Annotated in this window: 14 protein-coding genes; 7 read left to right on the top strand and 7 right to left on the bottom strand. The window is 54.6% G+C overall.

The features are described from left to right. Positions 1 to 229: 229 nt before the first annotated feature. Together dtpA and gstA are read left to right on the top strand one after the other, a co-directional pair. Positions 230 to 1,738, top strand: coding sequence for a dipeptide/tripeptide permease DtpA (gene dtpA / locus ACNQ0W_RS09850; protein ID WP_062932595.1), 1,509 nt, complete (start codon positions 230 to 232; stop codon positions 1,736 to 1,738). A gap of 105 nt (positions 1,739 to 1,843) precedes the next feature. Beyond that, positions 1,844 to 2,449 (top strand): glutathione transferase GstA, encoded by a 606-nt coding sequence (gene gstA, locus ACNQ0W_RS09845; protein WP_003857598.1) that lies wholly within the window; start codon positions 1,844 to 1,846, stop codon positions 2,447 to 2,449. Positions 2,450 to 2,538: 89 nt separating this feature from the next. Here the strand turns inward: gstA and pdxY are convergent, their stop codons facing one another. The 5 genes from pdxY to anmK all read right to left on the bottom strand — a co-directional run bounded on the left by pdxY (position 2,539) and on the right by anmK (position 7,121). Beyond that, entirely contained in the window at positions 2,539 to 3,399 is an 861-nt protein-coding gene (gene pdxY, locus ACNQ0W_RS09840) for a pyridoxal kinase PdxY (RefSeq protein ID WP_023313972.1), read from the bottom strand. A 66-nt stretch (positions 3,400 to 3,465) separates the two neighbouring features. Continuing rightward, entirely contained in the window at positions 3,466 to 4,740 is a 1,275-nt protein-coding gene (gene tyrS, locus ACNQ0W_RS09835) for a tyrosine--tRNA ligase (RefSeq protein WP_017384594.1), read from the bottom strand. A gap of 125 nt (positions 4,741 to 4,865) precedes the next feature. Next, positions 4,866 to 5,522, bottom strand: a complete 657-nt coding sequence (gene pdxH, locus ACNQ0W_RS09830) for a pyridoxamine 5'-phosphate oxidase (protein WP_116329888.1) — start codon at positions 5,520 to 5,522, stop codon at positions 4,866 to 4,868. Positions 5,523 to 5,579: 57 nt separating this feature from the next. Continuing rightward, positions 5,580 to 5,903, bottom strand: coding sequence for a C-type lysozyme inhibitor (gene mliC, locus ACNQ0W_RS09825; RefSeq protein ID WP_062932594.1), 324 nt, complete (start codon positions 5,901 to 5,903; stop codon positions 5,580 to 5,582). Between the two features lie 93 nt (positions 5,904 to 5,996). Continuing rightward, complete coding sequence (gene anmK / locus ACNQ0W_RS09820; protein ID WP_062932593.1) at positions 5,997 to 7,121, bottom strand: anhydro-N-acetylmuramic acid kinase; 1,125 nt, start codon at positions 7,119 to 7,121, stop codon at positions 5,997 to 5,999. Positions 7,122 to 7,376: 255 nt separating this feature from the next. Here anmK and slyB point away from each other — a divergent pair, with 255 nt between their 5' ends. Next, positions 7,377 to 7,844 carry an outer membrane lipoprotein SlyB gene (gene slyB / locus ACNQ0W_RS09815; RefSeq protein WP_003857604.1) on the top strand — a complete coding sequence of 156 codons (468 nt, stop codon included), beginning with the start codon at positions 7,377 to 7,379 and terminating at the stop codon, positions 7,842 to 7,844. Between the two features lie 193 nt (positions 7,845 to 8,037). After that, positions 8,038 to 9,402 (top strand): GGDEF domain-containing protein, encoded by a 1,365-nt coding sequence (locus tag ACNQ0W_RS09810; RefSeq protein WP_062932592.1) that lies wholly within the window; start codon positions 8,038 to 8,040, stop codon positions 9,400 to 9,402. A 35-nt stretch (positions 9,403 to 9,437) separates the two neighbouring features. Here ACNQ0W_RS09810 and slyA read toward each other — a convergent pair whose 3' ends face one another. Beyond that, on the bottom strand, positions 9,438 to 9,878 hold the full coding sequence (gene slyA / locus ACNQ0W_RS09805) for a transcriptional regulator SlyA (RefSeq protein ID WP_006808997.1): 441 nt from the start codon (positions 9,876 to 9,878) through the stop codon (positions 9,438 to 9,440). 187 nt (positions 9,879 to 10,065) lie between these two features. On the opposite strand from slyA, the gene ACNQ0W_RS09800 reads away from it, so the two are divergent. Genes ACNQ0W_RS09800 through ACNQ0W_RS09790 form a run of 3 tightly spaced genes read left to right on the top strand, consistent with a single transcriptional unit; the run spans position 10,066 to position 13,198 of the window. Next, positions 10,066 to 10,302 (top strand): DUF1656 domain-containing protein, encoded by a 237-nt coding sequence (locus tag ACNQ0W_RS09800; RefSeq protein ID WP_003857607.1) that lies wholly within the window; start codon positions 10,066 to 10,068, stop codon positions 10,300 to 10,302. Between the two features lie 2 nt (positions 10,303 to 10,304). Next, positions 10,305 to 11,165: an HlyD family secretion protein gene (locus tag ACNQ0W_RS09795; protein WP_047728633.1), complete on the top strand. Its 861-nt coding sequence runs from the start codon at positions 10,305 to 10,307 to the stop codon at positions 11,163 to 11,165. Then, positions 11,165 to 13,198: an FUSC family protein gene (locus ACNQ0W_RS09790; RefSeq protein WP_026080711.1), complete on the top strand. Its 2,034-nt coding sequence runs from the start codon at positions 11,165 to 11,167 to the stop codon at positions 13,196 to 13,198. Before ACNQ0W_RS09795 ends, ACNQ0W_RS09790 begins: the two co-directional genes overlap by 1 nt. On the opposite strand, the gene sodC is transcribed toward ACNQ0W_RS09790, so the two are convergent. Further along, positions 13,177 to 13,695 (bottom strand): superoxide dismutase [Cu-Zn] SodC, encoded by a 519-nt coding sequence (sodC, locus tag ACNQ0W_RS09785; RefSeq protein WP_015570677.1) that lies wholly within the window; start codon positions 13,693 to 13,695, stop codon positions 13,177 to 13,179. The two genes, ACNQ0W_RS09790 and sodC, sit on opposite strands and share 22 nt — an antisense overlap. Positions 13,696 to 13,739 lie beyond the last annotated feature (44 nt).

The following is a 13,739-nucleotide window of genomic DNA, read 5'->3' as shown; positions in this document are numbered from 1 at the left end:
CCATCAATTTTGAACGGATGAGATTTAACGCTGTATAACATTTGCATGACCCGATGATTATACCGCCAGAGTTATATGTAACAGATTATTACAAACGTATTGCCAGATGGGGCTGGATAGTGAACATTACCCGCCGTTTCCCCTCCCAATATAACTATAAAGCGGATGGACTACGGTCATCACGCTATGAACACCCCCGTTAATATGGGATGTAAAAAAAGAGGTATATGTGTCTACTGCAAACAATAAACCAACAGATGAGAGCGTAAGTCTTAACGCTTTCAAACAGCCTAAAGCGTTCTATCTCATTTTCTCTATCGAATTATGGGAACGTTTTGGCTACTACGGCCTGCAAGGGATCATGGCGGTTTACCTGGTTAAACAGCTGGGTATGTCTGAAGCCGATTCCATCACGCTGTTCTCTTCCTTCAGCGCCCTGGTGTATGGCCTGGTAGCTATCGGCGGCTGGTTAGGCGATAAAGTTCTCGGTACTAAACGTGTCATTATGCTGGGCGCCGTTGTTCTGGCGATTGGCTATGGGCTGGTTGCCTGGTCCGGGCACGATGCAGGTGTGGTTTACATGGGTATGGCTACCATCGCGGTAGGTAACGGCCTCTTCAAGGCGAACCCGTCTTCCCTGCTCTCTACCTGCTACAGCAAAGATGACCCACGTCTGGACGGTGCATTTACCATGTACTACATGTCCATCAACATCGGTTCCTTCTTCTCTATGCTGGCAACCCCATGGCTGGCCGCAAAATTCGGCTGGAGCGTAGCGTTTGCGCTGAGCTTCGTGGGTATGCTGATCACCGTTGTGAACTTCCTGTTCTGCCGTAGCTGGGTTAAAGACTACGGTTCAAAACCAGACTTCGAACCCGTGCACATGGGCAAACTGCTGTCAACCATCGTCGGCATCGTGATCCTGGCCGCTGTCGCCACCTGGCTGCTGCACAACCAGGGCGTTGCACGTGCCGTACTGGGCGTGGTTGCGCTGGGTATCGTGATTATCTTCGCGAAAGAAGCCTTCGCGATGCAGGGTGCGGCACGTCGTAAGATGATTGTGGCGTTCATCCTGATGCTGGAAGCGATCATCTTCTTCGTTCTGTACAGCCAGATGCCAACGTCTCTGAACTTCTTCGCTATCCGCAACGTTGAGCACTCCATCCTCGGTATCGCGTTCGAGCCGGAGCAGTATCAGGCCCTGAACCCGTTCTGGATCATGATTGGTAGCCCGATTCTGGCCGCTATCTATAACAAGATGGGCGACCGTCTGCCTATGCCGCACAAGTTCGCTATCGGTATGGTGCTGTGCTCTGGCGCATTCCTGGTGCTGCCGCTGGGGACGAAATTCGCAACCGACGCGGGTATCGTGTCTGTTAACTGGCTGATCCTGAGCTATGCGCTGCAATCCATCGGTGAACTGATGATCTCCGGTCTGGGCCTGGCGATGGTTGCGCAGCTGGTCCCTCAGCGTCTGATGGGCTTCATCATGGGTAGCTGGTTCCTGACGACCGCTGGCGCAGCCATCATCGCAGGTAAGATTGCGAACCTGATGGCGGTACCAGACAACGTTACCGACCCGCTGGTTTCCCTGAATGTCTACGGCACCGTGTTCATGCAAATTGGTATCGCGACCGCCGTGATTGCCGTGCTGATGCTGCTGACCGCACCTAAACTGAATCGTATGACGCAGGACGACGACAAATCCGCTAAAGCGATCAAAACCGCGAACGCGTGATGTCATCGGGAAACGACTGAACAGAAGCCGCTAATTGATTAGCGGCTTTTTTTTTATCTGAACGCGCACTAACATAGCTGGAACCTCAGCAAAAAGGAGTTACCGATGAAACTGTTCTATAAACCGGGCGCCTGCTCTCTTGCTTCCCATATTACGCTTCGCGAGAGCGGTAAAGATTTCACGCTGGACGGCGTTGACCTGATGAAAAAGCGCCTGGAAAACGGGGATGACTTTTTTGCGATTAACCCAAAAGGCCAGGTTCCGGCCCTGCTGCTGGATGATGGCACCCTGCTGACCGAAGGGGTGGCGATTATGCAATTCCTGGCGGACAACGTACCGGATCGTCAGCTCCTTGCCCCCACCGGCAGCATTGCACGTTATAAGACGCTGGAGTGGCTGAACTATATTGCCACCGAACTGCACAAAGGATTTACGCCCCTGTTCCGCCCGGACACGCCGGAAGAGTACAAACCTACCGTGCGCGCGCTGCTGGAGAAAAAGTTGCAGTACGTTAACGACGCGCTGAAAGACGACCAGTGGATCTGTGGCTCGCGTTTCACCATCGCCGATGCTTATCTGTTTACCGTTCTGCGCTGGGCGCGCGCGGTTAAGCTGAACATGGAAGGGTTAGACCATGTCGCGTCGTATATGACGCGCGTGGCGGAGCGTCCTGCGGTGGCGGCGGCGCTGAAAGCGGAAGGGTTGAATTAACCGAAGGCCTGGGTTGCCGGGTGGCGCTGACGCTTACCCGGCCTACCAATTCCGTAGGCCCGTGCAAGCGCAGCGCCGCCGGGCGGTGTCTAAAGCTGCGTTGCGCTGAAATAGTGCTCCGGCTTCGCGATACGATCCTGCGCCGCGACGACCTGGAGCTCATATTCCTGCATCGTCTTCGTCGCAATCATGATTTCATAAACGGCTGCGGTGACGTGCTCCAGCGCATCGCGCAGGCTCGCACCCTGCAATAGCTTCACCAGCAGCAAACCGCTGGTCACATCCCCGACCCCGACAGGCTGACGTGTACCGAAATCCACCAGCGGTCGACTGATATGCCAGGCTTCATCCTTCGTCACCAGCAGCATCTCAAAACGGTCCTGGCTCAACCCTGCGCGTGCCAGGTGTTTCACCAGCACAATCTCTGGCCCCTGTGCGATCAGCTCGCGAGAGGCGCTTACCGCCTCTTCTACGCTGTTGACCGGATGCTCGCACAGGATCTCAAGTTCAATCAGGTTGGGGGCAATAATATCGCTGGCGGGCAATGCATGGCGGACATGAAACTCCGCAACGCCCGGCGCTACAATGCAGCCTTTTTCCGGATGTCCCATCACCGGATCGCAGAAATATTTCGCCGCGGGGTTTGCCGCTTTCACCTGGCGCACAATGCCGAGGATATGTTCCCCCTGCTCCGCCGAACCCAGATAGCCGCTCAGTACGGCATCGCAGCGTTTGAGCTGGTCGATATCCGCAATCCCCTGAACGATTTCCGTCAGATGCGACGGCGGCATCACGCAGCCGGTCCATTTACCGTACTGGGTGTGATTCGAAAACTGGACGGTATTGAGGGGCCAGACGTTAACGCCGAGGCGGCGCATCGGGAATTCCGCAGCGCTGTTGCCAGCATGTCCAAACACAACGTGGGACTGAATGGCGAGGATGTTCTTCATGTTTTACTTACCAAACCCTGTCAAAACAAAAGGGGCGTGGTTTCCCACGCCCCTGCATACTTTTAATTACTTCCAGCAGACCAGGCAGTAATTTTTCTTACCGCGACGCAGCAGCGTGTAGCGACCATAGAGACGGTCGTTCTCGGTAAAGGTGTATTCCGGATCGGCCTGTTTTTCGCCATTAATGGTGATGGCGTTAGAGGCGATGGTTTTACGCGCCTGACCGCGAGACGGCTGGAGCTCGGAGTCCACCAGCGCCTGCATCAGATCTGCGCCTTTTTCCATCTCTACCATCGGCACGCCATCCTGCGCCAGCTGTTCGAAATCCGCTTCGCTTAAATCGCTCAGGGTTCCGTTGAACAGGCTCGCCGTAATGCGCTTCGCCGCCGCCAGACCTTCTTCGCCGTGAACCAGTTTGGTCACTTCGTCCGCCAGCACGTACTGGGCGCGTGGTGCTTTACCGCTGTTCTTGTCTTCTTCTTCCAGCGCATTGATTTCTTCGATATCCATAAAGGTGAAGAACTTCAGGAAGCGATAAACGTCGGCATCCGCCGTGTTGATCCAGAACTGGTAGAACTTGTACGGGCTGGTTTTCTTCGGATCCAGCCATACCGCGCCGCCTTCGGTCTTACCGAACTTGGTACCGTCGGCTTTGGTGATCAACGGCACGGTCAGACCAAACACCTGATTCTGGTGAAGGCGACGGGTCAGATCGATACCGGAGGTGATGTTACCCCACTGGTCGGAACCGCCAATTTGCAGAGAGACGCCGTGCAGCTTGTTCAGGCAGGCGAAGTCATACCCCTGCAACAGGTTGTAGGAGAACTCGGTGAAAGAGATACCCTGATCGTCACGGTTAAGACGCTGCTTCACTGCTTCTTTGTTAATCATCTGGTTAACAGAGAAGTGTTTGCCGATGTCACGCAGGAACGTCAGCACGTTCATGCCACCAAACCAGTCGTAGTTGTTCGCCGCAATCGCAGAGTTATCACCGCAGTCGAAATCCAGGAACGGTGCAACCTGTTTCCGGATCTTATCCACCCACTCCTGCACGGTGTCTTCGGTATTCAGCTTACGCTCAGCGGCTTTGAAACTTGGGTCGCCAATCAGACCGGTCGCGCCGCCAACCAGTGCGACAGGCTTATGGCCGGCCATCTGGAAGCGTTTCAGGCATAACAATGGAACAAGATGCCCCAAATGCAAGCTGTCAGCGGTGGGATCGAAGCCGCAATAGAGCGCGATCGGGCCTTGCGCCAGTCGCTCTGCTAACGCTTCCTCGTCCGTCACCTGGGCCACGAGGCCCCGCTCTTGCAATTGTTTAATCAAGTTACTGCTTGCCATCAAATTCTCCATGTATAAACGACTGCACCTTTGCCGGTACACGACTTTTCGCCTGATGCGAAAGGACCATAGAATAAAGCGCCAGCGCGGTGTGCGCTAGCGCTTAAATCAACAAATTTTGGGGATTACGGGGCCAGTCTGTCGATTTTCCAGCCACCGTTGTCGCGCTGGTATAAAAAGCGGTCGTGCAGGCGGTGTTCACCGCCCTGCCAGAACTCTATCTGTTCAATGGGGATGCGGAACCCGCCCCAGAAACTCGGCAGCGGTACTTCACCCTGCTGAAACTTCTGTTTGAGTTCGAGGAATTTACTCTCCAGCACGCCGCGGGCTGAGATTCGGCTGGACTGTTTAGAGACCCAGGCGCCGATCTGACTGTCGCGCGGGCGGCTGTGGAAATATTTTACCACTTCGAGCGTAGAGAGGCGCTCCGCCTTGCCGGTGACCATCACCTGGCGCTCCAGCATATGCCACGGGAAGAGCAGGCTAATACGCGAATTATTTTCAAGGTGATGCGCTTTACGACTGCCAAGGTTGGTGTAGAACACCAGCCCTTTCTCGTCATAATGCTTGAGAAGAACGATGCGTTGATACGGCTGACCGTTTTCATCAACCGTGGCAACGACCATCGCCGTCGGGTCGGCCAGTTTCGCTTCGCAGGCCTGCTTCAGCCAGCGTTCAAAAAGCACCAGCGGTTCGGCGGGAAGATCCTGGCGGCGCAAACCGCCTTTGGTGTATTCACGGCGCAGATGCGCAATTTGCTGTAGTTCGTCGTTATCTGACATGGCGTTAGCTGAAAGTGAGATTGGGTGGCGCTATTGTGCGCGCCCCCTTCAAAAATCTCAACGCTTCGGATTTTCAAGCTGACAATTGTTCAGCACAATGCGGTCACGCTTGTAGACGGTGGCGCTGTCGCCTTTCGACCAGAAGACGTAGATCCCGTCTGAGTAGCGCGCACCGGAGGCCGACATTCCCTGCTTCAGCGTCAACAACTTATTGTCATAAACAAAGCTGGCTTCCTGACGCGGGTTGTTCAGCTTCACCGTCAGCGGTTTTTCATCACAACGATATTCCAGCGTATCGGTTTGCATACGCTCAACGAACTGGTTATAGACGCTGCATCCGGTCATAAGAAAAGATACAGCAATGAGAAGAAGTTTTTTCATGGGCAGATTCCGAAGACTATCCTGGTCCTGGAGGGCCTAACCGCCCTCCTGTTTTTCCCTATTTTACGGGTTACGCCTCCCGCTGAATTTCAGTTAACTCTGATTATGGCGCGGGTTTGCGGGGAAAATGGCCCCGAGGACGCTCGCCTCCCGCGCACCGGTTACGGAGGGTAAATTCCCCGGCAGACCGGCAACCGTACGCCAGGCGAGCCAGGCGAAGGCCAGCGCTTCCATATCGTCTCCGCTGATCCCGGCTTCATCAGTGGTCGTGACTTCGGTGCCCGGCAGCAAGGCGGCGAGGCGTGCCATCACCAGCGGGTTGCGGCTTCCGCCTCCGCATACCAGCAAGCGCTCACACCCGCCGCTCAGCAACACCTGTTCAGAAATCGACACCGCGGTGAGCTCCGTCAGCGTAGCCTGCACATCCTGAGGCGCAAGGCCGGGGAAGCGCGTCAGCTGACGTTCAAGCCAGCCGTAGTTGAAATATTCCCGCCCCGTGCTTTTCGGCGCAGGCAGAGCAAAGAAAGGATCGCTTAACAGGGTTTGCAGCAAGGGAAGGATCACTTTCCCCTGGCTGGCCCACTGCGCGTCTTTGTCATAGGCTTTACCGCTCTGACGCCAGATCCAGGCATCCATCAGCATATTACCGGGTCCGGTATCGTACCCCCGCACGGGTTGCCCGGGAATAAGCATTGACAGGTTGGCGATCCCGCCGATGTTCAGGACCATCCTGCGCTCTACCGGGTGCGCCAGCAGCGCCTGATGAAATGCCGGAACCAGCGGCGCCCCCTGCCCGCCGAGGGCCATATCGCGACGACGGAAATCACCCACCACCGTCACGCCGGTTTTTGCCACAATCTGGTTGTTATCGCCAATTTGCATCGTGTGCGGCGCCTCCCCGACAGGTTCATGCCAGACGGTCTGCCCATGGCAACCTATTGCCACGATATCCTGCGGGTGGAGTCTTTCCTGCTGCATCAGGGCCAGTACCGCATCAGCAAACAGCGCCCCCAGACGCACATCCAGTTGGCCCAGTTGGGAAAGCGTCAGCTGTTGCCCCTGGCAAATGTTCAGGATCTCTTCTTTTAACGAGACCGGAATTGGCCAGGTCAGGCTTGCCTGCTGCGCCACCATGTTTTCATCAATGGCGGCCAGAACGACATCCACACCGTCAAGACTGGTACCAGACATCACACCGATATAGCGACCCGATTTCATGCGCTTTCCTTACGTTACATGGGCTAAGTGCAAACACTCCATCATAAATAACGCGGCTTTGCTATGCGGTGATAATAATTTTTAACAATCTCAGACCTGTAGCACAGGCGATGTTTGTTTATGTCCCGTTAAGCCCTGTTCAGGTAAAATTTATCTATTCGGGATGCAAAGATATGAACTGTGGTCAGGAATGCCATATAATTTAGCCATAACGGATGCCCCAACCGGGCGTTTTTTGGTGAACAGGAGAGTCAAATGATTTTACGTGTACTGGGCGTTTCGCTGATTGGTTTAACACTGGCGGGTTGTGTGAATGACAGTTCACTCTCCGGCGACGTATATAGTGCTTCTGAAGCTAAACAGGTACAGAACGTGACATACGGTACTATCGTTAATGCCCGTCCTGTTCAGATTCAGGGTGGCGATGACACGAACGTGGTGGGTGCAATCGGCGGTGCTGTGCTGGGCGGTTTCCTGGGTAATACCATTGGCGGCGGCACCGGACGTTCTCTGGCGACCGCAGCGGGCGCAGTTGCAGGCGGCGTAGCGGGTCAGGGCGTTCAGGGTGCGATGAACAAAACTCAGGGCGTTGAGCTGGAAATCCGTAAAGACGATGGCAGCACCATTATGGTTGTGCAGAAACAGGGTAACACCCGCTTCTCTGCTGGCCAGCGTGTTGTTCTGGCAAGCAACGGCAGCCAGGTCACCGTCTCCCCGCGTTAATATCCTGATGGATGTGGTCTTTCAGACCGCATCCATTTACCAAAATCATCATTTCCAATAATATATTGGCACAATATATTCACATGGTGAATTATTCATTTCACCTGTTCTTGTCCGTGCGCAAAGTATTTTTTATTTCCCTCGCTTAGACTCTTCGCAATCTCTTTTTCCTTTTTTAATTTTTAAATTCTCTATGCTTGCGATCTGTCGATTTGTAAAGAACCGCTTTGTGGCCTTCGCGCTTGGGTGCATTGTTATCATTGCCGTATTACAAGGTTTTTTTATAAAACTTGTTGAATGGGTTCCTTCGTTTTCACCTTTGTTTTTCCCTACGCTGACGATATTTCTTCTGGTGTTCCATCTGTTTATTGCCTGTTTTATGGCAATGAAATACTGGTGCGACAGAAGGCGATTATATCTTGTTCCCATTGCCCTGGCCTTTGCCGGTTCGGCGTTACTGATGGTGGGGACACTGGCCAGCTTCCCGGCCTGGCTTGATCTCTATCAGTTCAACGAAGCGAACTATAACGACGCCATGATTTTCTACATGTTCCGCCACTTTTTAATGGCGGTGCTGATGATCGTCGCAGCATTACTGTATAGCCTGCGCAATTCTGCGCTCTCACGAAGCGCCCATGTTGGTATCGTTGTCGGCGCCTCGCTCTTTACGGGCTGTATGCTTGGGCTGGCATTGTTCTATTCCAGCCATTCAACCCTGCTCACACTGGACCTGGTTGATAATGAAACCCGGCAGTTTATGGTTCTGTGGAGCCAGGCGATCAATATCATTTTGATCGTCCTGTGGGTAGTAACGTTAATCACCCTGTTGGCCATTACCCGCGTGAGGAATTTGTTTTGGGTCGGCGGCAATTTTTTATGTGTCTGTTATATCGTCACTCTGCTCATGCTATTGTTAGGCGGACACGCTGAAGATATTTCATGGTACCGGGCACGGTTATTCGAAACTGTCGCTACGTTAATGATTATTTTCATCTTACTTTCTGATGTATTTAATTTGTATCGTGACTCGCATGTAAAATATCAGCAGTCTTATCAAAATTCCATCCGCGACCCCCTCACCCGTCTTTATAATCGCAGCTATTTCTATGATTCATTAAATCACGCGCTAAACACGGCCACGGTGACACATCCGGTGTCGGTGGTCGTGAGCGATCTTGACCGTTTTAAACGCATTAACGACTGCTACGGCCATTTGCAGGGGGATAAGGTTTTACAGTTTGTCTCAAACCTGTTGACCGATTCGGTGCGACCGCAGGATATCGCGGCGCGGATCGGCGGCGAAGAGTTTGTGCTCATGCTGACAAATACACCGTCTGATGTCGCGCATCAGGTTGCCGAACGTATTCGCCTCAAGTTGAGCGGGTTTGACAAGGCCAGCAGCGGTGGGCAGCTTCCGGAACCGATTACCATCAGTATGGGGGTATTCACCGCCACCTCGCCGGAAACCAGCGCTGAAACCTGCGTGGAGAGCGCGGATAAAGCCATGTACGAGGCAAAAGAGACGGGCCGCAACCGGGTGGTGGTGTTCAAATCATGACAGAGGCCTTGCACGAGCAAGGCCTGTAAACAACGTCAGTCGCGCGACTGTAAATCGTGGATGTTTTGCTCAAGACGGGCGATGAGTCCGATCAGCATTTCCAGCTCAGCGGGGGAAATACCGGCCAGGATCTCCCCTCGCGTTTTACTGATGACGGTTTCCATCTCAGTGATAATCGGGGCCGCTTTTTCCGTCAATTTGATCCGCTTGGCGCGACGGTCGCTGGCGCAGGTTTGTCGGGAGATGAGTCCCTTCTCTTCCAGCTGGTCAAGGGTACGCACCAGAGACGGCTGCTCAATACCAATCGCTTTTGCCAGTTGGATCTGTGACTGATCGGGCGGAAGCTGATGGATGTTATGCAGCGTAACCCAGTGCGTCTGTGTGAGTTCCAGAGGTTTCAGGCGATGGTCAATCAGAGCACGCCAGATGCGTACCAACCTTGCCAGATCAGAACCTAATGGCGATTCCAATTTCATCTCCTTATAATTAGCTTGCTAAGTGATTATAGTGATTTTAGAATAGTTTGCAGTATTTGTATTGCCAAAACAAATGCAATCACGGTATTCATCATTCCTTAAAGGATGATTTACACTGAATGGTAATGCGCCATCGCATTGAAATCTGCCAATGTGGCCCTCATTCCACCGCAAAGGATCGCTGCTTGTGACGTTGTTTTCCTTCTCCGCAGGGTTACCCCTCCAGGATCTGATTGTTGGCGCATCGGTCTACTTTCCGCCACTGTTTAAAGCCGTGATGGTCGGTTTTGTGATCTGGCTCATTGCGCATCGTCTGCTGCGCGACTGGATGTATTCCGGTGAAATCTGGCACCCGATGTTAATGGATCTCTCCCTGTTTACCCTCTCCGTCTGTCTTGGCCTTGCCGTGTTAACCGTGTGGTGAGAATAGCATTGAAAACGTTAAAATATTTTTCCACTCTTTTTGTCTTAGCGCTGGCGCTGATGGCTGGCTGGTGGCTCTGGAATTATTACATGCAGTCGCCCTGGACGCGTGACGGCAAGATCCGCGCGGAACAGGTCAGCATCACGCCACAGGTATCCGGCAGTATCAGCGCGCTGCTGGTGAAGGACAACCAGTACGTTCATGCGGGCGATGTGCTATTCCGCATCGACGAGACCCCTTTTCACATTGCGGTGCTTAATGCCCAGGCGCAGCTCGCTAAAGCTCAATCCGATCTGGCAAAAGCCAATAACGAAGCCGAACGCCGCCGCCATCTGTCGAGAAATTACATCTCTGCGGAAGATCTCGATACCGCCAATATCAATGTAAAAGCCATGCAGGCCAGCCTGAAGGTTGCAGAGGCAACGCTGAAACAGGCCGAGTGGCAACTGACCCAGACCGTGGTCAAAGCGCCGGTGGATGGATGGATCACGAGCCTGTCGACCCGTGTGGGGGATTACGCCACCACAGGCCAGCCGGTCTTCGCCCTGGTCGATAGCCACTCTTTCTATGTTGTAGGTTATTTTGAAGAGACCAAGCTGCGCCATATCCGCGAGGGAGCGCCTGCCCGGATCACGCTTTACAGCGGCGCAGAAACGTTACAGGGTCACGTTAGCAGCATAGGTCGGGCAATTTACGATCAGAGCGTGGAAACCGATTCTGGCCTGGTGCCCGACATCAAACCCAACGTACCGTGGGTGCGTCTGGCTCAGCGGGTGCCTGTTCGCGTCGAGTTTGATCAACTGCCGAAAGACATTACCCTGGTCTCTGGCACAACCTGCACCGTCGCCATCGGATCGCGATGATGAACCTGGGGGCTTTCTCCTGGCGCAATACGCCGTGGATAAAAGCGACACGACCGCAGTGGCGTTACGCGCTGCGCAACGGCATCGCCATGTGCCTTGCGCTTACGGTTGCCTATTATCTGAATCTGGATGAGCCTTACTGGGCGATGACCTCTGCGGCGGTCGTCAGCTTCCCTACCGTCGGGGGCGTTATCAGTAAAAGCCTCGGGCGCGTGGCGGGTAGCCTGCTGGGGGCAACCGCCGCACTGCTTCTTGCCGGCCATACCCTGAACGATCCCTGGCTATTTCTGTTAAGCATGTCGGCATGGCTGGGGCTGTGTACCTGGGCCTGCGCCCATTTTACCAATAACGTTGCCTATGCGTTTCAACTGGCGGGTTACACCGCGGCCATTATCGCCTTTCCGGTCGTCAACGTGCTGGACACCACCGAGCTGTGGGATATCGCCCAGGCACGCGTGTGTGAAGTAATGGTCGGCATTCTGTGCGGGGGCGTCATGATGATGATTCTGCCCAGTACCTCAGATGGCACTACGCTTATCACCGCCCTTAAAACGATGCACGCACGTTTGCTGGAACATGCCAGCCTGCTCTGGCAGCCTGACAGCAGCGATGACATCCGCCTCGCGCACGAAAAGGTCATCGGCCAGATCCTGACCATGAACCTGCTGCGCATCCAGGCTTTCTGGAGCCACTACCGTTTTCGTCGCCAGAATACGCTTCTGAACTATTTACTGCACCAGCAATTGCGGATGACGAGTGCGATCTCGAGCCTTCGCCGGATGTTGCTGAACTGGCCTGCACCGCCAGCCCATACCCGGGAGATTATTGAGGCGCTGCTCGCCGCCCTTGCGCGTCCGGATGCCGATATCTATACCGTGGCCCGCATTATCGCGCCGCTCGCTCCAACGGATGAATATGACTACCGGCATCGCGCCTTCTGGCAGCGTCTGAACTATTTCTGCCGCCTGTATCTGCGCAGCAGCCGCTGGTTAAAAGCCGTCGAAAATGCCACGCCCGTCACCGAATTTTCCGTTCCCGGTAGTCCTGCTCTGGCGCGGCATACCGACGCAATGGAGGCGCTGTGGAGCGGTTTTCGTACGTTTTGCGCGTTAACGGCCGTGGGCGCATGGGCCATCACCACCCAATGGGATGCGGGCAGTGCGGCCCTGACGCTTGCAGCAATCAGCTGCGTGCTCTATTCCGTCGCCGCTTCCCCCTTTAATTCCCTGACGCTTCTGCTGCGTACGCTGGTACTGCTGTCGCTGTTCAGCTTCGTGGTGAAATTTGGTTTGATGGTGCAGATAACCGACCTCTGGCAATTTCTGCTGTTTCTCTTCCCGCTATTAACCACCATGCAGTTGCTCAAACTGCAAATGCCTAAACTGGCCGGTCTGTGGGGTCAGTTGATTGTTTTTATGGGCTCATTTATCTCTGTAACGAATCCACCGGTTTACGATTACGCTGATTTTCTCAACGACAACCTGGCGAAGATCCTCGGCGTGGGGCTGGCGTGGCTGGCTTTCGCCGTGCTACGCCCGGGCTCGGACGCGCGTAAAAGCCGCAGGCATATTCGGGAGTTGCGCAGGGGTTTTGTCGATCAGCTGAGCCGCAGGCCGCATCTGCGCGAAAGCGAGTATGAATCGCTGGTTTATCATCATGTCAGCCAGCTGAACAATAGCCAGGATTCACTCTCCCGTCGCTGGCTGCTGCGCTGGGGCGTGGTGCTGTTAAACTGTTCGCACGTGGTGTGGCAACTGCGCGCCTGGGAGACGCGTTCCGATCCGCTGTCGCAGGTCCGTGATAACTGTATTTCCATGCTCCGAGATGTGATGAGCGAGCGCGGGGTGCAGCAGCGCCCCCTGAGCGTCACGCTCGCCGAGCTTCAGCGTATTTGCGACGCGCTGGCGCACCATCATCAGCCTGCGGCCCGCGATCTGGCGTCCATTATCTGGCGGCTGCACTGCTCCCTGTCACAGCTTGAACAGGCGCCGCCACCCGGAACGATTGGCGATCAGATCACCCCGCAGGCATAGCGCGCCCCGCCGCCGCCAAGCGGTTTAGGCTGATCGGACATGTTATCGCCGCCCACGTGGACCATCAGCGCCTTGCCTTTGACCTCGTCAAGCTTTTTGAGTCGTGGCGCCACAACCGGATCGGTGGCTTTACCGTCGTTATTTACCACCAGGACCGGCAGATCGCCGAGGTGCCCCATCCCTTCCGGACCTTCATGCTTACCGGAGTTGTGCGGGTCGAGATGCCCCCCTGCCGCTTCCGCAGCTGTTGGTTTCCCCTCTTTCATTGCGGGTTGACAGCTGCCTTTGGCATGAACGTGAAAACCATGTTCGCCGGGTGGAAGAGCCTTGAGATCGGGAGCAAATTCCAGCCCTTTATCGGTTTCGGTGATTTTCACCGTCCCGATGGACTGGCCTACCCCCTGAGAAGTGACGAGATTCATTTCAACGTCCTCGCTGGCTGCATGCGCACCTGCGCAAACAACCAGCGTAACCATTGCCAGAGCAAAACGCTTCATAAGACCTCCACGGGTTATTTTTTGCACCTTAAGTCTATACCAGC

This window comes from Enterobacter cloacae complex sp. 6730903 (assembly GCF_048283985.1).
In the GTDB taxonomy this organism is placed as follows: domain Bacteria; phylum Pseudomonadota; class Gammaproteobacteria; order Enterobacterales; family Enterobacteriaceae; genus Enterobacter; species Enterobacter hormaechei_C.
This window is presented reverse-complemented; position numbering and strand designations above follow the sequence as displayed.